The sequence below is a fragment of the Lentzea albida genome (genome assembly GCF_900111005.1).
GTDB classification, from domain to species: domain Bacteria; phylum Actinomycetota; class Actinomycetes; order Mycobacteriales; family Pseudonocardiaceae; genus Lentzea; species Lentzea albida.
The window spans coordinates 373282-397094 of the sequence record NZ_FOFV01000004.1; the positions used below are offsets into that span (position 1 = coordinate 373282).

Sequence of the window (23813 nt, forward strand, 5' to 3'; positions counted from 1 at the left end):
TCATCAGGCGGCAGGGCCGCCGAAGATCTCGATCGCCTTGCTGTCAGCCGACAGCGTCACGATCGCGCGCTTCGTGTCCTTGCGCTTGCCGAACCCGGTGCGGGTGCGCTTGCGCTTGCCCTGCCGGTTGATGGTGTTGACGCTGACGACCTTCACGCCGAAGACCTTCTCCACGGCGATCTTGATCTGGGTCTTGTTCGAACCCGGCGCCACCAGGAAGGTGTACTTGTTCTCCTCGAGCAGCCCGTAGGACTTCTCGGAGATCACCGGCGCGAGCAAGATGTCCCTGTGGTCGGGGATCACTTGGAACCCTCCTCGTCCACGACAGTCGCCGTGGCCTCGGCCGAGCCCGAGCCCGACTGGGCCTTGCTGGCGAGGAACACGTCGAGCGAGTCCTTGGTGAACACCACGTCGTCGTTGACGAGCACGTCGTAGGTGTTGAGCTGGTCGGGCGCGATCACGTGCACGTGCTGCAGGTTGCGCACGCTGACCCACGAGACCTCGTCGGTGCGGTTGAGCACCACGAGGACGCGACGGGCCTGGGTGACCGACTCCAGGACCTTGCGCGCGGTCTTGGTCGACGGGGTGTCCCCGTCCACCAGGCCGGACACGACGTGGACCTGGTTGGCGCGGGCCCGGTCGGAGAGGGCGCCACGCAGAGCGGCGGCCTTCATCTTCTTGGGCGTCCGCTGCGAGTAGTCACGCGGCTGCGGGCCGTGGACGACGCCACCGCCGGCGAACTGCGGCGCACGCGTCGAACCCTGGCGGGCGCGACCGGTGCCCTTCTGGCGGTACGGCTTCTTGCCACCACCGGACACCTCGCCGCGGGTCTTCGTGGCGTGCGTGCCCTGGCGCGCGGCGGCCTGCTGGGCCACGACGACCTGGTGCAGCAGCGCGACGTTCGCCTGCGCGTCGAAAACAGCCGAGGGGAGCTCGACCGTGCCGGCGGACTTGCCGTCCGGGGTGCGGATCTCAACAGTCGACATCAGGCACCACCCTTCGCGGCAGTCCGGACGAACACCAGACCACCCTTGGGGCCGGGAACAGCGCCCTTGATGAGCAGCAGGCCGTTCTCGGCATCGATCTTGTGCACCTTCAGGTTCTGGGTCGTGACGCGCACGTGGCCCATGCGGCCGGCCATGCGCAGACCCTTGAAGACGCGACCAGGCGTGGCGCAGCCACCGATGGAACCCGGCGAGCGGTGCTTGCGCTGGGTGCCGTGGCTGGAGCCGAGGCCCTTGAAGTTGTGGCGCTTCATGACACCTGCGGTGCCCTTGCCCTTGCTGGTGCCGGTGATGTCGACAACAGCGCCGGCCTCGAACACCTCAGCGGTGATCTCCTGGCCGACCTCGTACTCGCTGGCGTCGACCGTGCGCAGCTCCACCAGGTGGCGACGGGGCGTGACCCCGGCCTTGGCGAAGTGGCCCGCGACGGGCTTGTTGACCTTGCGCGGGTCAATCGCGCCGGCCGCCAGCTGGACGGCGGTGTAGCCGTCCTTCTCCTCGGTGCGAACCTGGGTCACGACATTGGGCTCAGCCTTGACGACGGTCACCGGGACGACCCGGTTGTTCTCGTCGAAGACCTGAGTCATGCCGAGCTTGGTGCCCAGGATGCCCTTCATCTGCCTGTCAGACATTGGTCCGTTACTCTCCGCGCCCAACGCTTACTGGATGTTGACGTCGACACTGGCCGGCAGGTCGATGCGCATGAGCGCGTCCACCGTCTTCGGCGTCGGGTCGAGGATGTCGATCAGCCGCTTGTGCGTGCGCATCTCGAAGTGCTCGCGCGAGTCCTTGTACTTGTGCGGCGAGCGGATGACGCAGTACACGTTCTTCTCAGTGGGCAGCGGCACCGGTCCGACGACCCGAGCGCCGGTGCGCGTCACGGTCTCCACGATCTTGCGCGCAGACGCGTCGATCGCTTCGTGGTCGTAGGCCTTGAGCCGGATGCGGATCTTTTGTCCCGCCATGATGGCTTGCCGTTCCTCTGCTTCTCGTTACCGCTGCGGTGCGGTGCCTCGGATGAGGCCTGTTACAGCCTCTTGGCGCGCTCCGCCCCTGTTGAAGTGTCATGGTGCCCGGTCCACGCGGTCGGGCGTGTCGCGCCCGGTGCGCATACCGGTCCCACTCAAGGTCTCCCCGGTGGGATTGGGCCTACCACAGCCCTTGCACCCTGATGCCCATCTCCGCAAGGAGGCGTTCACTAACAGGGCGCGGACGCTCGATCGAAACTTCCGGACACGCACGAGGCGAACCCGGCCCTTCATCGAGCAACCCGTAAAGGATGCCACACGGGCGGGAGGCGATCCAAATCGGGGTGGGTGACTTGGAGCCAGATCACGTCCGGATCTTGGCCGGTGAGCCGCCACCTCTGTCGCGTGTGGAGGGTCGGGTCGATCGGTTCCGTTGTCCGGCAACAGGATCCCCGGAATGCCCCCACGGCCGCGCGTCCAGGGGTGAGCTGACGCACATTTCGCCGTTCAACGACGAAGGCCGGGCCAACGAAGATCGTTGGCCCGGCCTGTCGCCGAACTGGGTCGAGCTAGGTCACTTGATGATCTTGGTGACCGAGCCGGCGCCGACGGTGCGGCCACCCTCGCGGATCGCGAAGCGGAGGCCCTCGTCCATGGCGATCGGCTGGATCAGCTTGACCGACATACCGGTGGTGTCACCCGGCATGACCATCTCGGTGCCCTCGGGCAGCGTCACAACGCCGGTCACGTCCGTCGTGCGGAAGTAGAACTGCGGACGGTAGTTGTTGAAGAACGGCGTGTGGCGGCCACCCTCGTCCTTGGACAGGATGTAGACCTGCGCCTCGAACTCGGTGTGCGGGGTCGTGGTGCCCGGCTTGACGATGACCATGCCGCGCTCCACCTCCTCGCGCTTGATGCCGCGGAGCAGCAGCGCGGCGTTGTCACCGGCGCGACCCTCGTCGAGGAACTTCTTGAACATCTCGATCGAGGTGACAGTCGTCTTCTTCGACTGCTCCTTGATACCGACGATCTCGATCTCGGAGTTCACGTTGATGATGCCGCGCTCGATGCGACCGGTCACGACGGTGCCGCGGCCGGTGATCGTGAAGACGTCCTCGACGGGCATGAGGAACGGCTTCTCGGTGTCGCGCTCCGGCTCCGGGATCGCCGAGTCGACGGCGGCCATGAGCTCGAGGACGGACTTGCCCCAGGTCTCGTCGCCCTCCAGCGCCTTCAGCGCCGAAACGCGCACGACCGGCAGGTCGTCGCCCGGGAACTCGTACTCGGAGAGCAGCTCGCGGACCTCGAGCTCGACGAGCTCCAGGATCTCCTCGTCGTCGACCATGTCGGCCTTGTTGAGCGCGACGACGATGTAGGGGACGCCGACCTGGCGGGCCAGGAGGACGTGCTCCTTCGTCTGCGGCATCGGGCCGTCGGTGGCCGCGACCACGAGGATGGCGCCGTCCATCTGCGCCGCACCGGTGATCATGTTCTTGATGTAGTCGGCGTGCCCGGGGCAGTCGACGTGCGCGTAGTGACGGTTCTCCGTCTGGTACTCGATGTGCGCGATCGAGATCGTGATGCCGCGCTGCTTCTCTTCCGGCGCCTTGTCGATCTGGTCGAACGCGAACGAAGCGTTCACATCGGGGTACGCGTCGTGCAGAACCTTGGAGATCGCCGCGGTCAGCGTGGTCTTGCCATGGTCGATGTGACCGATGGTGCCGATGTTGACGTGCGGCTTCGTCCGCTCGAACTTCGCCTTGGCCACTGGATTGTCCTCCTGGACTTCTTTTTGCTGGTCCGGCGGGCATCTGTGGCCACCCGCCGGACTTACACGTCAGGGTCTAAAAGTAGCGGACCCCAGGGATCACCCCCGGAGAGCCCGCGATGGAACTGCGGTGCTCCGGTTGGGGAATTACTCCCCGGTCGCCTTCGCGATGATCTCCTTCGAGACGTTCGCGGGAACCTCTGCGTAGGAGTCGAACACCATCGAGTAGTTGGCACGACCCTGGGTCTTGGACCGCAGGTCACCCACGTACCCGAACATTTCCGACAGCGGAACCAGTGCCTTGACGACACGGACGCCGCTGCGCTCCTCCATGGCCTGGATCTGGCCACGGCGGGAGTTCAGGTCGCCGATCACGTCACCCATGTACTCCTCGGGCGTCGTGACCTCGACGGCCATCAGAGGCTCGAGGATCGCGGGAGACGCCTGACGGGCGGCTTCCTTGAGGGCCATCGAACCAGCGATCTTGAACGCCATTTCCGAGGAGTCGACCTCGTGGTAGGCGCCGTCGAGCAGCGTCACCTTCACGCCGACCAGCGGGTAGCCCGCCAGCACGCCGTACTGCAGCGCGTCCTGCGCACCCGCGTCGACCGACGGGATGTACTCGCGGGGGATGCGACCACCGGTGACGGCGTTGACGAACTCGTAGAGCGCGCCGTCTTCCTTCTTCTCCAGCGGCTCGACGGTGACGAGCACCTTCGCGAACTGGCCGGAGCCACCGGTCTGCTTCTTGTGGGTGTAGGAGTACTTCTCCACCGCCTTGCGGATGGTCTCCCGGTACGCCACCTGAGGCTTGCCGATGTTGGCCTCGACCTTGAACTCGCGGCGCATGCGGTCCACCAGGATGTCCAGGTGGAGCTCGCCCATGCCGGCGATGATGGTCTGGCCGGTCTCCTGGTCGAGGTTGACCCGGAACGTCGGGTCCTCCTCGGCCAGCTTCTGGATCGCGGTGCCGAGCTTCTCCTGGTCCGCCTTCGTCTTGGGCTCGATGGCCACCTGGATGACGGGCTCGGGGAAGGTCATCGACTCGAGCACGATCGGGTGCGCCGGGTCGGCAAGGGTCTCACCGGTCGTGGTGTCCTTCAGACCGATCACGGCGTAGATGTGGCCCGCGATGGCTTCGGTGACCGGGTTCTCCTTGTTGGCGTGCATCTGGAAGATCTTCCCGATGCGCTCCTTCCGGTCCTTGGTCGCGTTGACGACCTGGGTGCCGGAGGCGACCTTGCCCGAATAGACCCGGATGTAGGTCAGCTTGCCGAAGAACGGGTGCACGGCGATCTTGAACGCCAGAGCCGAGAACGGCTCGTCGGACGAGGCCTTGCGCGACACGACGGTCTCGCCGTCCTGCAGCGTGCCCTCGACCGGCGGGAGGTCCAGCGGCGACGGCAGGAAGTCGATCACCGCGTCGAGCATGGGCTGGACGCCCTTGTTCTTGAACGCGGAACCGCAGAGCACCGGGTAGGCGGTGCCCTCGGCGACGATCTTGCGGAGGCCCGCCTTGATCTCGTCGACGGACAGGTCGCCGTTCTCGAAGTACTTCTCGGTCAGCGCGTCGTCGGTCTCGGCGACGGCCTCGAGAAGCTGCTCGCGGAACTCCTGCGCGCGCTCGACGAGATCCGCGGGGATCTCCTCGATCGCGTAGTCCTCGCCCTTCTGGACTTCGCCACGCCACGTGAGAGCACGCATCTCGACCAGGTCGACGACGCCGATGAAGTCGCTCTCGGCACCGATCGGGATCTGGATCGGGAGGGGCTTCGCGCCAAGACGCTCGGAGATCGTCTTGATGGTGAAGTAGAAGTCCGCGCCCAGCTTGTCCATCTTGTTGACGAAGCAGATGCGCGGGACGTCGTACTTGGTCGCCTGCCGCCAGACCTGCTCGGACTGCGGCTCGACGCCCTCCTTGCCGTCGAAGACGGCAACGGCGCCGTCGAGGACGCGCAGGTTGCGCTCGACCTCGACGGTGAAGTCGACGTGGCCGGGCGTGTCGATCAGGTTGATCTGGTGGTTCTTCCAGTAGCAGGTCGTCGCGGCCGACGTGATCGTGATGCCGCGCTCCTGCTCCTGCTCCATCCAGTCCATCACGGCAGCGCCGTCGTGAACCTCGCCGATCTTGTAGCTGATCCCGGTGTAGAAGAGGATCCGCTCGGTCGTCGTGGTCTTGCCCGCGTCGATGTGCGCCATGATCCCGATGTTGCGGACCTTGGCAAGATCAGTGAGCACGTCCTGTGCCACGGGTCTTTCCCCTGTCTTGAGCTTGTGAGCTCACTAGGGCTGGGAGCGCCCGGCCTGTCGTCCAGGCCGGGCGTCACATCACCAGCGGTAGTGGGCGAAGGCCTTGTTGGACTCGGCCATCTTGTGCGTGTCCTCACGGCGCTTGACGCTCGCACCGAGACCGTTGCTCGCATCGAGCAGCTCGTTCATCAGACGCTCGACCATGGTCTTCTCACGGCGCTGCCGGGAGAAGGTGATCAGCCAGCGCAGCGCCAGCGTGGTGGAGCGGCCGGGCTTCACCTCGACCGGGACCTGGTAGGTCGCGCCACCGACGCGGCGGCTCTTGACCTCGAGGGCCGGCTTGACGTTGTCGAGCGCGCGCTTCAGCGTGACGACCGGGTCGGTGCCGGTCTTCTCGCGAGCACCCTCGAGCGCTTCGTAGACGATCTTCTCGGCCACCGAGCGCTTGCCGTCGACCAGCACCTTGTTGATGAGCTGGGTCACCAGCGGCGAGCTGTAGACCGGGTCGGAGATCAGCGGCCGCCTGGGGGCCGGTCCCTTGCGGGGCATCTCAGCTCTTCTCCTTCTTCGCGCCATAACGGCTGCGAGCCTGCTTGCGGTTCTTGACACCCTGGGTGTCGAGAGAGCCACGGATGATCTTGTAACGAACACCCGGGAGGTCCTTCACACGACCACCGCGCACGAGCACCATCGAGTGCTCCTGGAGGTTGTGACCCTCACCGGGGATGTACGCCGTGACCTCGATACCGCTGGTCAGCTTCACGCGAGCGACCTTGCGCAGTGCGGAGTTCGGCTTCTTGGGGGTGGTGGTGTAAACGCGGGTGCACACACCGCGCCGCTGCGGCGAGCCCTTGAGGGCCGCCGTCTTCTGCTTCGCCACCTTGTCCTGGCGGCCCTTGCGGACCAGCTGCTGGATCGTTGGCATTCGCCGGCTGCTTCTTCCGTCTTGCGGGGTCCCCTTGCGGTTCACCCTCGTGTTTCTTGTTCCCTCTCTGCACCCGAGGTCGGGCGTGTCGCCCGCTCCCAAGGTCCGCAGGCAACAGTTCAACTGCCCCTGCGAGTGGAGGACACCGCTGCCTCACGGGCACGCGGAGCGGCCCGACATGGGTCGGGCACGAGTAGCAAAGATACCCGCCCACGTCTACCTGGGTCAAAACGGGGGTACCGCGTTCGGCCTTGCGCTAGACATGAGCCGCTCGATCAAGATGCCCTGGGGGAAGAGCCTTGTCACGACAAACCGGCTTCGAGAAGTGGTACTTCCGCGTCATCATCACCTTCTTCGCCCTGGTGGTGTTCGGTCCGATGATCTACTTCGGCGCACGCGAGATCTGGCCGGACCCGCTGGTCGGCGAGTGCGTGAAGCAGGTCGACCACGCGGCGGCCGACCTGACGTTCGAGGAGGTCAGGTGCAGCGCCGCCGGGCGGAGCAACAGGTCGACGGGCAGGGAGTTCGAGGTCGGGGCGATCGCGTCGACCTGCCCGCCCGGCGACTACACGGCGGTGCCGCGGGGTGACGAGAAGACCTGTTACCTGCCCGCCCTGAGCGTCGGCGTGTGCTACACCACCAAGCAGTTCCGCAACACGGACCGGCCGGTCCACGTACGAGTCGACTGCAAGCAGCCCGGCGCGCTCCGGTCGGAGGACATCGTCCAGGACGTGTCCGACAAGGCGAGGTGCAAGAATCCGGCCATGTCGCTCGCGTTCTCCGAGCCCGCCCGCACCGTCTGCCTGGCGAAGGCGTGAGAACCGCCACTCTGCTCGCCGCCCTCGTCCTCACCCTGGCCGGCTGTTCCGGCTGGCACGAGCAGGCGGGCGTCGGTGAATGCGCGAAGCAGGTCGACGTCGGCAACACGAACGTCGACATGGCCGAAGTGGACTGTTCGTCCGCTGACGCCATGTACCGCGTGTCCTCCCGTGAGCGACGCACGATGTGCCCGACCGGCGACTACCTGACCGAGTCCTCGGGCCGGTCGCGCACCAACGGCAAGACGCGCCTCTGCTACGTCCTCAACGTGCAGGAGGGCGACTGTCTCAAAGCGGTGAACCAGTACTTCGAACGGGTGGCGTGCGGTACTGGGACGCGCAAGGTCACCAAAGTCGTCGACGGCAAGTCGGACAGGGCGCTGTGCAACGGTGATGACGCGAAGACGTACTCGCAGCCGGTGAAGACGATCTGCATCACCAACTGAGCCGTTCGGCCGACGCGGTCTGCGGGCGTTCGCTACGTTCCCCTGGTGCTCGATGACGATCAGCTAGCCGCTCGTAACGCAGAGTTGCGCGGCACCCTCGACAACCTCATGCGGGAGCTCAAGGACCGCACGGACGGGTTGCGCGACGCGCAGGCGGCGATCGCGGCCATGTCCGGGGTGGCGTCCTCCCCCGACGGCAACGTCGTGGTCACCGTGGACTCGACGGGTGTGCTGGACAAGCTCGAGCTCAGGCCGCGCGCGTTCGACCGGGTGACACCCGAACAGCTGGCGCAGACGATCACCCAGGTCACCCGCCGCGCCGCTCAGGACGTGCGCGAGCGGGTCAACGCCCACATGGCCCCGCTGACCTCGGAAGAGGGCGTCATCGACCTGCCCGACGTCGTGCCGGGAGCGCCTTCGCTCAAGGACATCTTCAAGGTCGAGCAGCGCGACGAGCCGGTGCCACCTCCCCCGCCGTCCGATGAGGACTTCGGTTCCTCGGTGCTGCGCAAGGAGGTCCGTCCGGTGCAGCGCGCGGCCGGCACCGGCGAGGACGAGGACTTCGGGGGCAACTCGATCATGGGCAGGGGGAACGGCTGGTGACGTCCGGGGGCCGCACGTGGATGGAGGCCGCCGGGGTGCGCTCGGCGGCGGCGAAGATGGCGACCACGGGCGCGGACATGGCCACCAACGCGGCGGCGCTGGCCCGCGGCCTCGACGCGGAAGGTCACTGCTGGGGTGGCGACGAGGCGGGCCAGAAGTTCGGCACCGACTACGTCCCCGCGTCCGACGCGGTCCGCAAGGTGATGGCGGAGGTCGCGAAGACGTTGCAGGACATCGGGAAGAACCTCGAGGAGTCCGCGAACCTGATGGAACAGCAGGACCGGTTCAACGCACGCGGGATCAGCGGCTAGCAGTCTGGGGGATTGCTGCACATGGGCATCGAGATGCCCGCCGAGGTCCGCTGGCTCCTGCCGATCGTGGTGGGCGACAGCTGGCCGGAAGGCGACGAAACGGCGCTGCAACGCCTCTCCGAGGTCTGGAAGCAGGCCGCCACCGACGTGGACGACGCCATGCGTGAGGCCGAGGACGCCGTCAGGCAGGCGGCGTCCAACATGGACGGTGAGGCCGCCGAGGCGTTCAAGAGGTACTGGGAGAAGTTCGTCAAGGGCGAGGAAGCCACCCTCCCCAAGATGAAGGACGTCTCCGAGAAGCTGGCGACGGCCTGCCGCAACTGCGCGATGCAGATCGAGTACGCCAAGCTCTCCATCATCATCGCCCTGGTCATCCTGGCCATCCAGATCGCCGCGATGATCGCGTCCGCCGTCGTCTCGTTCGGCGCCTCGACCGCGGGCATCGTCCCGGCCCAGCTCGCCACCAGGGCGGGCGTCCAGATCGTCTTCCGCCGACTCGTCCAGCAGCTCATGCAGCAGGTGGGCCGCAACCTCATCGGCAAACTGGCCCTCCAGGTGGGCATCGAGGTGGCCACCTCGGTCGCCACCGACCTTTCCGTCCAGGGCATCCAGCTCGCCAAGGGCACCCGCGACTCCCTGGACACGTCGATGACCCTCGACGCCGCCAAGTCGGGCCTCATCTCCGGCGTCGTCGGTGCGGGCGTGGGCGCCGGCGCGGGCAAGGCGTTCGGCGACGGCGTGGGCGACTCGATCGGCCGCTCCATCGGCCGCAACGCCGCCGAGGAAGCCGTGATCGGCGCCGGCTCGGCCCTCGCCGAGGGCGCGCTGAGCGAGGAGGGCGTCCAGGTCAAGGACGTCCTGTTCGGCGCGACCTCGGGCGCGGTGAGCGGCTCGGTCACGGGCACCAAGACGGGCATCGAGGGCATGAACGCCGGCATCTCGGTCCCCACCGCGGGCGACATGCCGAGCCCGGCCGCGCCACCGCGGCCAGACGTCGCCCCACGCCCGGACGGCCCGCCCCCGACCGCTGCGCCAGGCGCCCCGGAACCCGAGGCCGCGACACGCCGTGCCGGCGACGCGACGAACACCTCCTACGCGGCCCCGCCGACCGAGCAACCGCAGCACCGCGCCACCCCGGACCCGGCTCCGGCGTCCTCCTCGCAACCGCAGGGCTTCAGCCAGTCCCCCGGTCAGACGCCGGGCCAGTCCGCACCGGCCGCGGCTCCGCCGGCGTCGAACGCCCCGGCAGCGCCGCGCACCTCGATGCCGTCGGCACAGTCGATGGGCGGCGGGAGCTCCTCCCCGACCAGCCCGGCTTCGCCAGGTGGCCACCCAGCGGGCGGAAACCCGTCATCCCCTCCCGTGGCGGGTGGTCACTCGCCGGGCGGAACCCCGTCGCCCATCAGCACCTCAGCGGCGGGTGGTCACCCTTCCGTCGGCGGCCCCTCACCCGCCGGCAGCGCAGGCCCGAGTGGCCCAGCGCCGAGCCACAGCCCCTCTCCAACGAGCAACAGCCCGGCCTCCTCCCCGGTCGGCGCAGGCCACTCCCCAGGTCCCGCCGGCCACGCGCCCCTCCCGGGAGCCGGCAACACACCGCTCCACCACGGACCCGGTCCCAGCGCGGTCGCCCAGGGCCCGGCTCCCGGCCAGCACCCGGCCTCAACCGGCCCGAGCAGTCCCCATCCCGCAACGGGCCCGCTCTCCACCGCATCTCAGCACCGCGTCCCCGCCACCGACGCGGTGCACCAGTCGTCGCAGGCTCCCGCGGCGTTCGCCCCGTCACCGCACCGCGGACACCAGGACCCACCGCCACAACACCATCCAGCGCCGTCACCGCAGCAGCACGCCGCGCCGCAGCACAGGGTGCCCGCACAGCACCAGCCGCCGCCCGCCCACCGACGGGACGCCCGACCCCAATCGGCTCCACCGCGACGCCTCGCAGCGCCACAGCAGCACGTCCAGCCACCGCGGCACGTCCCACCGGCCCAGCAACACCACACCGCACCCCCAGAGCCGAACGCCCGGCACACGCCGAGCGCAGACCGGCCGCGCCCACCCGCTGCCGACACTCCCCAGCCGCCGCACCACGGCCAGACCCGCACGCCGCTGGAGGAGTTCCAGCGGCGCAGGCAGCCGGTGCCACTGCCGGACGACCTCAGGCACCTGCAGGACCACGTCCGGCACTCGCACGCCGGGCTGTCCCTGCACACCGGGGCCGGCCTGCCCCGGTTCGACTCCTCCAACGCGCACGCCCAGTCCGCCGACCTGGTCAAGCCCGATCCGAACCGCTACACGGTCGACATCCACGGGTCGGCCGACAGCGTGCGCATCGGCGACACCAAGCTCACGCCGAAGGACCTCGCCGACATCATCAGGACGAGCGGCGACTGGGACGGCGAGCAGCCGATCCGGCTGCTGTCGTGCCAGACCGGCACCACTCCGGACGGGTTCGCGGCCCGGCTCAGCGCGGAACTCGGCGTCGAGGTCGTCGCCCCCACGAAGGACGCGTGGGTCGACGACATGGGCAACGTCTTCGCGAGCTCGCGGCACCTCGACCCCAGGGCGGGCGACTTCTCGCCCGGCTGGCCTCCCAACGGCGACTGGGCGACCTACCGGCCCGACGGCACCAGCACGAGGAGCGACCACCCGTTCGTTCCCGGGACCAGTCTGACGTGGGGTGACAGGACGCCTGCCAGGGCACCGCGCGCGTCGTACCGCGGCGAGCCGCTGCACTGGGACCGCGACGGCCGGACCAGGCCTCTCCCCGCGCCCGTCCCACCGCACCAGGTGCGCCACCAGCAGCAGCACCCGAACCAGCGCCCCGGCTACCACCCGCAGCAGGGCGTCCGGCCTGCCGCACCGCCGTTCACCCAGCCGACACGGCAGGCGGGACCACCTCCCGGTGGGCAGCCCAACCGCATGTCACATGGCCCTGCCCGGTTCCCGAACCAGCAGACCGGCCCTGTGCACCACGGCGGGCAGCCTGCGCGGCAACACCCGCACCAACACTCACAGCAGCACCCGCCGCGGTCCCCTCAGCAGCACCCGCAGCACCATCCCCAGCGCCACCCGAACCAGCAGCCTGGCCGCCCGGCACATCCCCAGTGGCAGGGCGACCGACCAGGACCCCACCGCCCCACCCCGCCTCAGCAGGCTCCGCGGTCCTTCGGACCGGACCCGCGGCGCGTCCAGCCGCAGCACCACGACTCGCCGGGGCCGGATCCCAGGAGGTTCCAGGAGCCCCGCGTCGAGCAGCCGCACGTCCGGCACGCGCCCGAACAACAGCAGGTGCGGCAGCACGAGCCCGCGCCTCAGCACGACCAGGTCCACCACGACCAGGTCCAGCACCGGGCACCCGCGCAGCAGCCCGCTCCTCCGCAGCAGCTGACCACCGAGCAGGGCCTGCCGTGGATGCCGCTCGAAGAGCAGCTCCGCATCTCCAAGGACAACCCGATCACGCCGGTGGAGCGCGCCCTGCGGGACAAGGCGTTCGAGCTCCACATGGCGCAGTTCACCCAGTGGAACGCACCCACCCGCTCGTCGGTGCTCGCCGAGTTCCAGCACCACAAGGTCGGCCTCGACGGCCGGTTCGTCAAGGTGGACACACCACCACCTCCACGTCCGGCGAAGCTCACCGCGGACTTCATGAACGACTACATGAGGCACGTGGGCAGGTACGGTTCGCCGCAGGGTGTCCTGCCGTCGTTCGCCCCGGGGTCGGACGACCTGCCGCCGAACCGGACCAGGCGGATTCCGCACGGTGCGCTCACCGAGACGGCGGTGCCCGTCCACGGCAGCCAGGTCTGCTTCAACCGAGAGCACTCCAGCGTCATCTGGGTGGACCAGCGAGACACCTTCCTCCGTCCGGAGAACGCCGTCTGGCGCAGAACGGGTCAGCCGCTCGAAGGCATGATGCAGAACGGCATCCCCCCGCGGGGCACGAGCGGGAGCCTCGAAGCGCACGTCGCCAACGACACGTTCAACAGCGCGCTCGTCTCGTTCACGACCGAGCTCGCCCACGCGCTGGAACGCGAGGCCGGCAAGTCGAGCGGCATCCAGGACGGAGTCCGGGTCGAGCACATCGCCGAGGCGTACCACCCGTTCGGGATCGACTCGGACAGCAGCCACCACGACGCCGGGAAGACCAGGCCCCACGACGAACACGAACGCAGCTACCCCGGTGGCATGCCGCGCGAGAACATCTACCGGTTCTGGCGGGTGGAGACCGAGGTCAAGGACGGCTACGTGGTGTCGAGCAGGATCGTCGGGCCTCCCGTCATGAACCGCTACTTCAAGTACGCCAGCCCGGAGGGGAGCTGACCGATGATCATCACCGCGTCCGACCTCGATGCCCGCCTCGCCCTCTCCGGCCCACCCGCCGCGCAGACGCCGCCGCACCCGTTCGAAGCGGAGTGCTCGCGGGTCCTGCACGGCCAGGCACCGTTGCGGCAACTGGTGCTGCAGGTGCTCACGAACTCGTTCATCACCGCAGCTCCCGGCGAGTCGAACGAGCTGCGGATCACCAGGGACGACAACGGCGACAGGGTGCTCGACCTCTACTCGCGCCTGACCCAGAGCCCCTTCTTCGCCAACCCGGCGGAGAACCCGCGGCTCGACATCCGCGGCCGGGACGTGGTCGAGTTCGTCTGCGCGGACCCGTCACTCGACATCCGGATCAACCAGGGCACGGAGTTCGAGGTGCGGATCGCGGCGACGCTGCTCCGCGACCTCGCGCTGGCGCTCCAGCGCGAGAGGACCCCGAACCCGAAGCAGCAGACGATCACCGTCGGCACCGTCCGCGCCGCGGCGGGGCCCACCGAGAACTTCGAGGCAGCACAGTGAAAGCGAACCTCCCCCGACTGCCGCGGCAGGGCCTGCACGTGGTGCACAACGACGCGGTGACGCCCTACGAGAAGCGCGTCGTCGAATCGTCGTTCGGTGTGATCGTCGAACCGCCGACGGACCCGCGCGCGACGCAGCTCTCGTTGCTGGAGTCGGTTTTCGAACTGCGGGTGGCCGCCACGGCCGCGGACTGGGCGATGTACGTGGACGAGCTCCGCCCCGACGGGCTGCTCGTCAGGGCCGCCACACCCTCCGCCGCCGATCTGCCGAGGCACACGATGCCCGTCGAGGCGTTCGACCGGATCGGCCTCGTGCGGTTCGACCGGCTGGTGGACCTCGATCCCGGCCCGGTCCCGTTCATGTCGGTGGGCGCGTCGCCGGCCGAGGGACACGTGCCCACGTCCGTGGACGAGATCGTCGACCGGATCACCGCACTGGTGGCCGAGCACGCGCCCGGCGGGTGGACGGAGGTCCGGGTCGGCTGCGACGCGGTCGCCGGCTGGCAGCTGCTCACCACGTCGGCGAGGACTGCGGACGGCAGCGAGGTCCACTGGTTGCCGCCGGTCGAGGTCACGCAGTGGTTCGTCCGCCTGCGCGCGGCGAGCTACCGGCGTCCGGACGGCACCTGGTACCGCGCGGATTACGTGCTCAGGCGGGGCGAGCTCCCGACGCTGCACACCGACGCGATCGTCGAACCGCTGTGGAAGCCGTTCTTCCGCCCCAAGTCCTCCGGCATGCGCTACGGGCAGGTGCGCCACGAGCTCGCCTGCTTCCCGCGACAGCTCCACAACACCCCGGACTGGCTGGTGGTGGAGGCCGCGAGCGCGTACGACGTCACCACACCGGCCGAACTGCCGACCCGGCCGCAGGATCCGCCGGTCATGCTCGTCCGCACGTTCGACGGGTTCCACGCCGACGAGACGCCGAAGCTCTTCCGGCCTGCCATCTCCTACGACGAGACCCAGCGGGTGCTGAGCTACCTCGAGAACGCGCCGTCGGTGCTGACGTCCAGGGGTCTGGCGCCCGACCTGCTCGATCCCTCACGCACCGAACAGGTGCCGATGAGCTACCACACCGACGGCCGCTGGGTGTGGGCCGGCTCGGTCGCGCACTACCTCCGCCACCACGGGATCTGCCCGGATCCCGTGTTCCTCGCGCACATCAGGCTGCACGGGTACGAACTGCCGGAGCGCATCCCCTCGCCGTTGCGGGCACGCGCGCTGTCCGCGGCGACCGACCAGCTTTCGGCACTCGAGACCTCGACGGACGTCCAGGCGAGCCTCGAGCCGGGGATCCACGCCGAGTTCGCGCAGGCAGCGGACGCCGTGCACGAGGTCGCGCGGCACCTGGACCTCGCGCCGTCCAGCTACTCGCTGAGCGAGGCCGTCGACGGCGCCCTCTGCCTGGTGCGCGTGGGTGACCGGTACTCGGTGTTCTGGCAGCACGACGGAGACCGCCGGTTCTACGCGGAGTTCGACACGCCTGGCGACGCGGCCACGTACCTGATCGGGTTCTTCTACTCGTACCACAACGCCTTGCGACAGCCGTCCGTCGCTCAGTGATTCACTTGTGCGCGTGGACGACCTGATCGCGGCGATGGCCTCGCTGACCGGCTCCTCCGCCGCCCCCGAGGTGCTCGGCGGTGACCGCGGCGACGTCGTGGTCGTGCGCGTCGGCGACGTGGTGGCCAAGGCGTTGCCGGCGGACACCGACGTGGCGGCGTTGACGCAGCGGCTGGAGATCGCGGCGGCCCATCCCGAGTTGTTCGTGCCGCCGTTGAAGTCCTTGCAGTTCGTGGACGACCGGCCGGTGACGATGTGGCCGTACGGGACGCCGGTGAGCCAGGCCGATCCCGATGCGGCGCCGTGGGAGGAGAGCGCGGCGCTGCTGGCCCGGTTGCACGCTCTGCCCGTGCAGGGGCCTGTGGCCGGTGCGCCGGAACGGATTGTGCGCGCCATTCGGGCGTTGCCGCCGGAGTTGCCGCATGCCGATGTCGTGTTGCGGGCGTACGAGGTCTTGCCGCCGTTGGACATGAACGGGCGTGCGTTGATCCACGGCGATTGGCATCTCGGCCAACTGGTTCACCTTGGGTCCTGGCGGCTCATCGACGTGGACGACCTGGGGGTCGGCGACCCGGTGTGGGACCTGGCCCGACCTGCGGCTTTGTTCGCCGCGGGGATCCTGCCCGGTGATCTGTGGGCGCGGTTCCTGAACGCCTACCGTGAAACGGGCGGTGTGGCGCTGACGACATCGGAATGGGATGTCCTCAACATTCCGGCTCAGGCGTACGTTGTGCAGATGGCAGCGCGGGCACTAGTGACCGGTCTGCAAGCTGTGGAACCGCTGGTCGAGGCTTGTCGTCGGATCGTCACGACGCACGAGAACGGAGACCGCGGCTAATATCGTTTTTGTCCGGTCCCATCGCAGGAGGCTCACCACGATGCAGTGTCCCAAGTGTCATGCGAACATGCGCACGTTCGACCGCATGGGCGTTCACATCGAGCAGTGCGACGGCTGCCGCGGGGTCTTCCTCGACTACGGCGAGCTCGAGTCGATCACGCGCCTCGAGGCCCAGATGCACACGCCGCCGCCCGCGGCTCCTGCCCCGCCGCCCGTCGCCTACCCGCAGCCGGCCCAGCCCGCGTGGGGTGCCGCGCCGCAGCAGATCCACCACCACCACGGCGGTCACGCCGGCTACGGCTACGGCCACCGCAAGCACCACGGCCTGGCCGGCCTCTTCTTCTCCTCCTGATCCTGCGCGCGACGGCCCCGGATTCTGCTCCGGGGCCGTTGACGACTACCGAAAAACAGGTGGATAATCGGTAGTCAACGGGAGGAGTAGCCATGTCCGTCGCGACCGAGGCCGCCCAGATCCGCGACCTCTTCGACACGATCGAGGAACTCGAAGCCGTCGCATCGTCCCTGTCCGAGGACGACGAACGCCGCGCGCGCCTCGACGGCGTGGTGGCGAAGACCCTCCGCCAGGCCCCGCCGGTGCGCCCCGTGGTGGCGGGCGAACTCCTCGACCTCACCGAGAAGACCGTGAAGGCCTGGGCCCGAGAGGGCGTGCTGGCCATCCACAGCCAGGAACCGCGCATGCTGCTCGACACCGTGCGCCTGCACGAGGTCCTCCACCTCGTCTCCGACCTCCGCCGCGCCGGCAAGACCCGCGGCCTCATCGACGAAGTCCACCGCCGCCTGAGCGACCAGTCACTGCTGGACCGCCAGGACCTCGCCACCTCCCTGGACGAGATGCGCAGCGGCAGGGGACGCGTGGTCCGCCCGGCTTGATCGAGGTAATCGAGACCCACACCGCCCACGCCCAGGCCAACGGCCTGCGCGGCCGCGCACGCGTGGCCTACGAACGGTTCCTGGACGAACTTGCGCACTCCGGCTGCGCCGCCCTCGGCTACCGCGTCACCGGCCCCGAGCCGCTGCCACGCCTGTGCGTGAAGCACCTCCGCGGCGCCGACCGCGTCGTGGTCGCCTTCCCCTCCCCCGACGTCGTGTGGGTGCTCCTGGTGGGCCCGCACGACGACGACCCGGGCCTGGACCTCTACGAAGCGCTCTACGAGATGGCCGGTGTGCGGCCGCGGATGTCGGAGAAGCGCACCAAACCCCGTTGCTGCATCGACGAGTCGGGCGTGCCGCCACTGGTCGACGAGCACCTGGTGGACGACCTGGTCATCCGCGCCCGATCCCTGGCCCGCGCCCGCCGCCGCTAGCCCCCCGGCAGAGCCAACGGACTCAACACCCGCCCAAGGCTCCACCGACAAATTTTCTTGTCAAGACAGCCGCAGTTGTCCTAAGCTCGTCCCACCGACGAACGGAGACCGCAATGTCCTTCCAGGCCTACCTCGACGGCGCCGAGAAGAAGACCGGCAAGACCCCGGCCGAACTGCTGGCCGCCGCCACCGAACGCGGCTACGACAGCACGACGAAGGCCGGCGTGTTCCTGGAGTGGCTGAAGACCGACTACGACCTGGGCCGCGGCCACGGCATGGCGCTGTACCACGTGCTCAAGAACGGACCGGAGATCAGCGCCAAGCACGTCGGCACCGATGGCAGCCACCGCGACGAGTCCACGACGCTGCGCCTGGACGGCATCGCCCACCGCTAGAGCCCCAGCGCGGGCAGCAGCGCCTCGTCCACGATCGCGGCGACCTCCTCGGCCGACGGGGTGCGGGCGTTGTCGATGGCGAGCTTGAAGACCAGTGCTTCGCCGATCTGGGTGGTGATCGGCGTCAGCCGAGCCGGGTCGAGTCGGCCGCGGGCGGCGTACCAGCGCAGCACGGTCGTGGTGAACGTACCGCCACGAGGGTCGAACACCTTGTCCCACAACGCTTCCGCCAGCTCCGGATAACGCCCGCGTTCGGACGTGATCGCCATGACCGCAGTGGCTGCCGGGGTGACCATCCAGTCCGTGAGCAACGTGAGCGCGGCGATGAGGTCCGTCCTCAGGTTGTCCGCCGCCGGCGTCGGCACCTCCACCGGGTAGGCCTCACCCAGGGCGTCGATGAGCAGCTCGAACGGCGTCGCCCAGCGCCGGTACAGGACGGTCTTCGCCGTTGCCGCGCGGCGCGCGATGCCTTCCATCGTCAGTTGCCCGAGACCAGCGTCCACCACCTCGGCCAGCACGGCCTCGTGGATGGCGCGGATCAGCGCCTCGCCTCGCCGACGCTCAGTCGCCACTGCCCACCTTCCCATTAGAGCTACGGTGCCGTATCTTATCACTCCAATAAGCTACGCATGCGTATCTAATGGGGGTTCGGGGATGCTCACATCCACCCGGCGCGCGCTGGCGCCGGATCTCGCCCGCGGCGTGATGCTGCTGCTCATCGCACTGGCGCACGCACATATGTACCTGTCGCCGAAGGAAACGGGCTTCAGGTCGTACGCGCTCGACGGCAGCCCGCTCGACCTGGTCGTCACCGGACTCCAGGTGACCTTGGTCGACGGCCGGGCCATGCCGATGTTCGCCGCGTTGTTCGGCTACGGGTTCGTGCAGATCGCCGCAAGACGAGGCGATGACGCTCGGCGCGTGCTGCGGCGGCGCAGCGCGTGGCTGTTCGTGTTCGGGTGCGCCCACGCACTGCTGCTGTTCTTCGGCGACGTCCTCGCCGCGTACGGGCTGCTCGGCCTGGTCCTCGCCGGCGCGGTGCGGTGGAAGGACCGGTCGCTGCTGGTGTTCGCCGGACTGTGGCTGGCGGTGCACGGCGCGGCGCTCACGTTGGCGGGCCTGCGGATCGCGGAGTTCGGCGGCGCATCGGGACTGGCCTCGGCGACGGATCCGGTGACCGCGATGATCGACCGGATCACGTTGTGGAGCGCGCTCACGCCGTTCCTGGTCATCGATCTGGTCGTGCCGTTCCTGCTCGGCGTGTGGGCGGCCAGGCGGAGGATGCTGATCGAGCCGCAGGAGCACCAGAAAGCTTTGCGCGCCATCACGTTCATCGGCATCGGCACGGCCGTCGCGGGCGGAATCCCGTTGGCTCTCGTCGACACCGGACTCTGGAACGGCGCACCGGAGGTCACCCTCTACGTGCTGCACGGCCTGAGCGGAGTCGCCGGTGGCCTCGGTTACGCCGCCCTCATGGGGCTGCTGGCCGTCCACCTCAGCCCGGGCCCGGTGGTCACAGCCCTCGCTGCCTGCGGCGAGAGGTCGATGACCTGCTACCTGCTGCAGTCCGTGGTGTTCGTGGCGGTGTTCGTGCCGTACGCCGGCGGACTCGGCACGGAACTGGGCACGGCCGCCGCGTCCGGCATCGCTGTGCTCACCTGGCTCGCGACCGTCGCGACCGCGGAGGCGTTGCGGCGCAACGACGTTCGCGGCCCGGCCGAGACGCTGCTGCGCAGGCTCGCCTACCGGTGAAACGGGAACGGCCCCCGGAGCGGGAGGCTCCGGGGGCCGTTCCAAGACAACCGACTAGCGGTAGTCGCGACCGAAGTCGTAGTCGTCCAGCGGCACCGCGGCACCAGTGCCCGTGCCGAAGACGTCGGGGGTGTAGTACCCGTCGTCGTACGAGGGGATCGCGTACGCAGCGGCACGCGCCTCCTCGGTCGGCTGGACCTGGATGTTGCGGTAGCGGTTGATGCCCGTACCGGCCGGGATCAACTTACCGATGATGACGTTCTCCTTCAGACCGATGAGCTTGTCCGAACGCCCGTTGATGGCGGCGTCGGTCAGCACACGAGTGGTCTCCTGGAACGACGCGGCGGAGAGCCACGAGTCCGTCGCCAGCGAGGCCTTCGTGATACCCATCAGCACCGGACGTCCGGCCGCCGGCTCGCCACCCTCGGCGACGACGGCGCGGTTGCCCGACTCGAAGTCCGCGCGCTCGACCAGCGAGCCCGGCAGGAACTCCGTCGCACCCGAGTCGATGATCGTGACCCGGCGGAGCATCTGCCGGACGATGACCTCGATGTGCTTGTCGTGGATGGCCACACCCTGGGCGCGGTACACCTTCTGCACTTCCTGCACCAGGTGCAGCTGGGCCTCGCGCGGGCCCATGACGCGCAGGACCTCGTGCGGGTCCGGAGTACCTTCCAGCAGCTGCTGGCCGACGGCCACGTGGTCGCCGTCCTGCAGCGGGCCGGTCGCCGTGTTGGCGAGACGCTGACGCTTCGACAGCTTCTCGAACACGATCTCCTCGGAACCGTCGTCCGGGATCAGCGTGATCTTCCAGAAGCGGTCGCCGTCCTCGATGCGGACGCGGCCGTCGACGTCGGCGATCGGCGCCTTGCCCTTCGGGACGCGGGCCTCGAAGAGCTCCTGGACACGCGGCAGACCGGTCGTGATGTCGTCACCGGCCACACCACCCTGGTGGAACGTACGCATCGTCAGCTGCGTGCCGGGCTCACCGATCGACTGGGCGGCGACGATGCCGACGGCCTCGCCGACGTCGACCAGCTGGCCGGTGGCCATCGAGCGGCCGTAGCAGGACGCGCACACACCGACCGCGGACTCGCAGGTCAGCACCGAGCGGACCTTCACGCGGATGATGCCCGCGTCGACCAGCGACTGCAGCGCCGGGTCGCCGAGGTCGTCACCGCGGTTCAGGACCAGGTTGCCCTGGGCGTCGGTGATGTCGTCCGCGACCGTGCGGGCGTAGACCGACGTCTGCGCGAACTCGTGCAGGCCGACCTTGTCGCCCAGCTGCTCGCCGACGGTCATCTGGACACCACGGGTGGTGCCGCAGTCGACCTCGCGGATGATGACGTCCTGCGAGACGTCCACCAGACGACGGGTCAGGTAACCCGAGTCGGCGGTGCGGAGCGCCGTGTCGGCCAGACCCTTGCGGGCACCGTGCGTCGCGATGAAGTACTCGAGCACCGACAAGCCCTCGCGGAACGAGTTCTTGATCGGGCGCGGGATGTACTCACCCTTCGGGTTGGTCACCAGACCACGCATACCCGCGAGCGAACGGACCTGCGTCATGTTGCCGGCGGCGCCGGACTGGACGATGACGCGGATCGAGTTGTCCTCGGGGAAGTTGTCTTCCATGATCTCGTGGACCTGCTCGGTGGCCTTCGTCCACACCTTGACCAGCTCGGAGTTGCGCTCCTCGTGGGAGAGCTGACCGCGCTGGTAGCGCTTCTCGACGGCGTCCGCGAGGCGCTCGTGCTCCTCGAGGATGTCCTGCTTCGCCGCCGGGACGAGGACGTCCGAGATCGCGACCGTGACACCGGAGCGGGTGGCCCAGTGGAAACCGGCGTCCTTCAGCTTGTCCAGCGTCCGGGCGACGGTGACCATCGGGTAGCGCTCGGCCAGGTCGTTGATGATCACGGCCTGCCGCTTCTTGGGCATGACCTCGTTGATGAAGGCGTAGTCCTGCGGCAGGATCTCGTTGAACAGCACGCGACCCAGCGTGGTCTCCGCGAGCCACGGCTGACCGGGCTCCCAGCCCTCGGGCTCCTGGCCCTTCGGCGGGTTCTTGTCGGAGACGCGGATCTTCACCATCGCCTGCAGGCCCAGGACCTTGCGGTCGAACGCCATCAGGGCCTCGGCGGGCGACGAGTAGAAGTGGCCCTCGCCGATGTCGCCGGCCTTGTGGCGGGTCAGGTGGTACAGACCCGTCACCATGTCCAGACGCGGCATGGCCAGCGGCTTGCCGGACGCCGGGGACAGGATGTTGTTCGACGACAGCATCAGGACGCGGGCCTCGGCCTGCGCCTCGGCGGACAGCGGCAGGTGGACTGCCATCTGGTCACCGTCGAAGTCGGCGTTGAACGCCTCACAGACCAGCGGGTGCAGCTGGATGGCCTTGCCCTCGACCAGCTGCGGCTCGAAGGCCTGGATGCCGAGGCGGTGCAGCGTAGGAGCACGGTTCAGCAGCACCGGGTGCTCGGTGATGACCTCTTCCAGCACGTCCCACACGGCCGGGCGCGCACGCTCGACCATCCGCTTGGCGGACTTGATGTTCTGCGCGTGGTTGAGGTCCACGAGCCGCTTCATCACGAACGGCTTGAACAGCTCCAGCGCCATCTGCTTGGGCAGACCGCACTGGTGCAGCTTGAGCTGCGGGCCGACCACGATGACCGAACGGCCGGAGTAGTCGACGCGCTTGCCGAGCAGGTTCTGGCGGAACCGGCCCTGCTTGCCCTTCAGCAGGTCGGACAGCGACTTGAGCGGGCGGTTGCCGGGACCGGTGACCGGGCGACCACGGCGGCCGTTGTCGAACAGCGCGTCGACGGCCTCCTGCAGCATCCGCTTCTCGTTGTTGACGATGATCTCGGGCGCGCCGAGGTCGATCAGTCGCTTGAGGCGGTTGTTGCGGTTGATCACGCGGCGGTACAGGTCATTCAGGTCGGACGTCGCGAAACGGCCACCGTCGAGCTGCACCATCGGGCGCAGGTCCGGCGGGATGACCGGGACGCAGTCCAGCACCATGCCCTGCGGGTTGTTGCGGGTCGCCTGGAAGGCGGCAACGACCTTGAGGCGCTTGAGCGCACGCAGCTTCTTCTGGCCCTTGCCGCTGCGGATCGTCTCGCGCAGGACCTCGGCCTCGGCGTCCACGTCGTAGTCACCCAGGAGCTTCTGGATGGCCTCGGCGCCCATGGCACCGGTGAAGTAGTCGCCGTAGCGGTCGTACAGCTCGCGGTAGAGCAGCTCGTCCGCGATCAGCTGGGCGCGCTCGAGCTTGGTGAAGGTGGACCAGATCTCGTCGAGGCGGTCCAGCTCGCGCTGGGCGCGGTCGCGGAGCTGGCGCATCTCACGTTCGCCACCCTCCTTGACCTTGCGGCGCACGTCGGACTTGGCACCCTCGGCCTCGAGCTCGGCCAGGTCGGCCTCGAGCTTCTGGGCGCGGGCCTCCACGTCGGCGTCGCGGCGGTTCTCGACGCGCTTGCGCTCGACCTGCATCTCGCTCTCGAGCGTCGGCAGGTCGTTGTGGCGCAGCTCCGCGTTCACGCCCACGATGACGTAGGCGGCGAAGTAGATGATCTTCTCGAGGTCCTTGGGGGCCAGGTCGAGCAGGTAGCCCAACCGGCTGGGGACGCCCTTGAAGTACCAGATGTGCGTGACCGGAGCGGCGAGCTCGATGTGGCCCATGCGCTCACGACGCACCTTCGCGCGGGTCACCTCGACGCCGCAGCGCTCACAGATGATGCCCTTGAAGCGCACGCGCTTGTACTTGCCGCAGTAGCACTCCCAGTCCCGGGTGGGACCGAAGATCTTCTCGCAGAACAAGCCGTCCTTCTCAGGCTTGAGCGTGCGGTAGTTGATGGTCTCGGGCTTCTTGACCTCGCCAAAAGACCACTGGCGGATGTCGTCCGCGGTCGCGAGACCGATGCGGAGCTCATCGAAGAAGTTGACGTCGAGCACGTCTACTCTCTTCCCCTTTTTAGATCGGTGGCAAAAGGAGCTGGTCGGGAAGGCT

23 protein-coding genes are annotated in these 23813 nt (G+C 68.6%); 13 read left to right on the forward strand and 10 right to left on the reverse strand.

Annotated elements, in window-relative coordinates; all coding sequences use genetic code 11:
• Nucleotides 1-3: 3 nt before the first annotated feature.
• From rplW to rpsL, 8 genes are all read right to left on the reverse strand, one after another.
• The gene (rplW, locus tag BMY74_RS13805) at nt 4-303 is read right to left on the reverse strand and encodes a 50S ribosomal protein L23 (protein ID WP_065915972.1); all 300 of its coding nucleotides are present in this window, start codon (nt 301-303) and stop codon (nt 4-6) included.
• Nucleotides 300-986 (reverse strand): 50S ribosomal protein L4, encoded by a 687-nt coding sequence (rplD, locus tag BMY74_RS13810; protein WP_089915301.1) that lies wholly within the window; start codon nt 984-986, stop codon nt 300-302. Before rplD ends, rplW begins: the two co-directional genes overlap by 4 nt.
• Nucleotides 986-1636, reverse strand: coding sequence for a 50S ribosomal protein L3 (gene rplC, locus BMY74_RS13815; RefSeq protein WP_089915304.1), 651 nt, complete (start codon nt 1634-1636; stop codon nt 986-988). The genes rplD and rplC overlap by 1 nt, the downstream gene beginning before the upstream one ends.
• Before the next feature lie 27 nt (nt 1637-1663).
• Nucleotides 1664-1969: a 30S ribosomal protein S10 gene (rpsJ, locus tag BMY74_RS13820; protein ID WP_003938093.1), complete on the reverse strand. Its 306-nt coding sequence runs from the start codon at nt 1967-1969 to the stop codon at nt 1664-1666.
• Nucleotides 1970-2546: 577 nt separating this feature from the next.
• Nucleotides 2547-3740, reverse strand: coding sequence for an elongation factor Tu (gene tuf / locus BMY74_RS13825; protein WP_089915307.1), 1194 nt, complete (start codon nt 3738-3740; stop codon nt 2547-2549).
• 147 nt (nt 3741-3887) lie between these two features.
• Nucleotides 3888-5990 (reverse strand): elongation factor G, encoded by a 2103-nt coding sequence (gene fusA / locus BMY74_RS13830; protein WP_089915310.1) that lies wholly within the window; start codon nt 5988-5990, stop codon nt 3888-3890.
• 78 nt (nt 5991-6068) lie between these two features.
• Nucleotides 6069-6539 carry a 30S ribosomal protein S7 gene (gene rpsG, locus BMY74_RS13835; protein ID WP_030473470.1) on the reverse strand — a complete coding sequence of 157 codons (471 nt, stop codon included), beginning with the start codon at nt 6537-6539 and terminating at the stop codon, nt 6069-6071.
• A 1-nt stretch (nt 6540) separates the two neighbouring features.
• Nucleotides 6541-6915, reverse strand: a complete 375-nt coding sequence (rpsL, locus tag BMY74_RS13840; protein ID WP_030473471.1) for a 30S ribosomal protein S12 — start codon at nt 6913-6915, stop codon at nt 6541-6543.
• Between the two features lie 299 nt (nt 6916-7214).
• Between rpsL and BMY74_RS13845 the strand changes: the two genes are divergently transcribed.
• From BMY74_RS13845 to BMY74_RS13900, 12 genes are all read left to right on the forward strand, one after another.
• Nucleotides 7215-7733 carry a hypothetical protein gene (locus BMY74_RS13845; protein WP_089915313.1) on the forward strand — a complete coding sequence of 173 codons (519 nt, stop codon included), beginning with the start codon at nt 7215-7217 and terminating at the stop codon, nt 7731-7733.
• Complete coding sequence (locus BMY74_RS13850; protein ID WP_089915316.1) at nt 7730-8179, forward strand: LppU/SCO3897 family protein; 450 nt, start codon at nt 7730-7732, stop codon at nt 8177-8179. The genes BMY74_RS13845 and BMY74_RS13850 overlap by 4 nt, the downstream gene beginning before the upstream one ends.
• 45 nt (nt 8180-8224) lie before the next feature.
• The gene (locus BMY74_RS13855) at nt 8225-8782 is read left to right on the forward strand and encodes a YbaB/EbfC family nucleoid-associated protein (protein WP_143091566.1); all 558 of its coding nucleotides are present in this window, start codon (nt 8225-8227) and stop codon (nt 8780-8782) included.
• On the forward strand, nt 8779-9093 hold the full coding sequence (locus tag BMY74_RS13860) for a WXG100 family type VII secretion target (protein WP_089915322.1): 315 nt from the start codon (nt 8779-8781) through the stop codon (nt 9091-9093). The genes BMY74_RS13855 and BMY74_RS13860 overlap by 4 nt, the downstream gene beginning before the upstream one ends.
• Before the next feature lie 21 nt (nt 9094-9114).
• On the forward strand, nt 9115-13413 hold the full coding sequence (locus tag BMY74_RS13865; RefSeq protein WP_089915325.1) for a WXG100-like domain-containing protein: 4299 nt from the start codon (nt 9115-9117) through the stop codon (nt 13411-13413).
• A gap of 3 nt (nt 13414-13416) precedes the next feature.
• Nucleotides 13417-13935, forward strand: a complete 519-nt coding sequence (locus tag BMY74_RS13870) for a hypothetical protein (RefSeq protein WP_089915327.1) — start codon at nt 13417-13419, stop codon at nt 13933-13935.
• Nucleotides 13932-15497, forward strand: coding sequence for a hypothetical protein (locus BMY74_RS13875; protein ID WP_089915330.1), 1566 nt, complete (start codon nt 13932-13934; stop codon nt 15495-15497). Before BMY74_RS13870 ends, BMY74_RS13875 begins: the two co-directional genes overlap by 4 nt.
• Before the next feature lie 13 nt (nt 15498-15510).
• The gene (locus BMY74_RS13880; RefSeq protein WP_245786106.1) at nt 15511-16335 is read left to right on the forward strand and encodes a phosphotransferase family protein; all 825 of its coding nucleotides are present in this window, start codon (nt 15511-15513) and stop codon (nt 16333-16335) included.
• Between the two features lie 40 nt (nt 16336-16375).
• Nucleotides 16376-16687: a TFIIB-type zinc ribbon-containing protein gene (locus tag BMY74_RS13885; protein ID WP_089915336.1), complete on the forward strand. Its 312-nt coding sequence runs from the start codon at nt 16376-16378 to the stop codon at nt 16685-16687.
• 92 nt (nt 16688-16779) lie between these two features.
• Entirely contained in the window at nt 16780-17226 is a 447-nt protein-coding gene (locus BMY74_RS13890) for a hypothetical protein (RefSeq protein ID WP_089915338.1), read from the forward strand.
• Complete coding sequence (locus BMY74_RS45030; protein ID WP_089915340.1) at nt 17223-17660, forward strand: hypothetical protein; 438 nt, start codon at nt 17223-17225, stop codon at nt 17658-17660. The genes BMY74_RS13890 and BMY74_RS45030 overlap by 4 nt, the downstream gene beginning before the upstream one ends.
• A gap of 113 nt (nt 17661-17773) precedes the next feature.
• Nucleotides 17774-18055, forward strand: coding sequence for a DUF4287 domain-containing protein (locus BMY74_RS13900; RefSeq protein WP_089915343.1), 282 nt, complete (start codon nt 17774-17776; stop codon nt 18053-18055).
• Here the strand turns inward: BMY74_RS13900 and BMY74_RS13905 are convergent.
• The gene (locus BMY74_RS13905) at nt 18052-18627 is read right to left on the reverse strand and encodes a TetR/AcrR family transcriptional regulator (RefSeq protein ID WP_245786108.1); all 576 of its coding nucleotides are present in this window, start codon (nt 18625-18627) and stop codon (nt 18052-18054) included. The genes BMY74_RS13900 and BMY74_RS13905 overlap by 4 nt on opposite strands.
• An 82-nt stretch (nt 18628-18709) precedes the next feature.
• Between BMY74_RS13905 and BMY74_RS13910 the strand changes: the two genes are divergently transcribed.
• Nucleotides 18710-19807 (forward strand): DUF418 domain-containing protein, encoded by a 1098-nt coding sequence (locus BMY74_RS13910; RefSeq protein WP_089915349.1) that lies wholly within the window; start codon nt 18710-18712, stop codon nt 19805-19807.
• Nucleotides 19808-19861: 54 nt separating this feature from the next.
• Here the strand turns inward: BMY74_RS13910 and BMY74_RS13915 are convergent, their stop codons facing one another.
• The gene (locus tag BMY74_RS13915; RefSeq protein ID WP_089915352.1) at nt 19862-23758 is read right to left on the reverse strand and encodes a DNA-directed RNA polymerase subunit beta'; all 3897 of its coding nucleotides are present in this window, start codon (nt 23756-23758) and stop codon (nt 19862-19864) included.
• Nucleotides 23759-23813 lie beyond the last annotated feature (55 nt).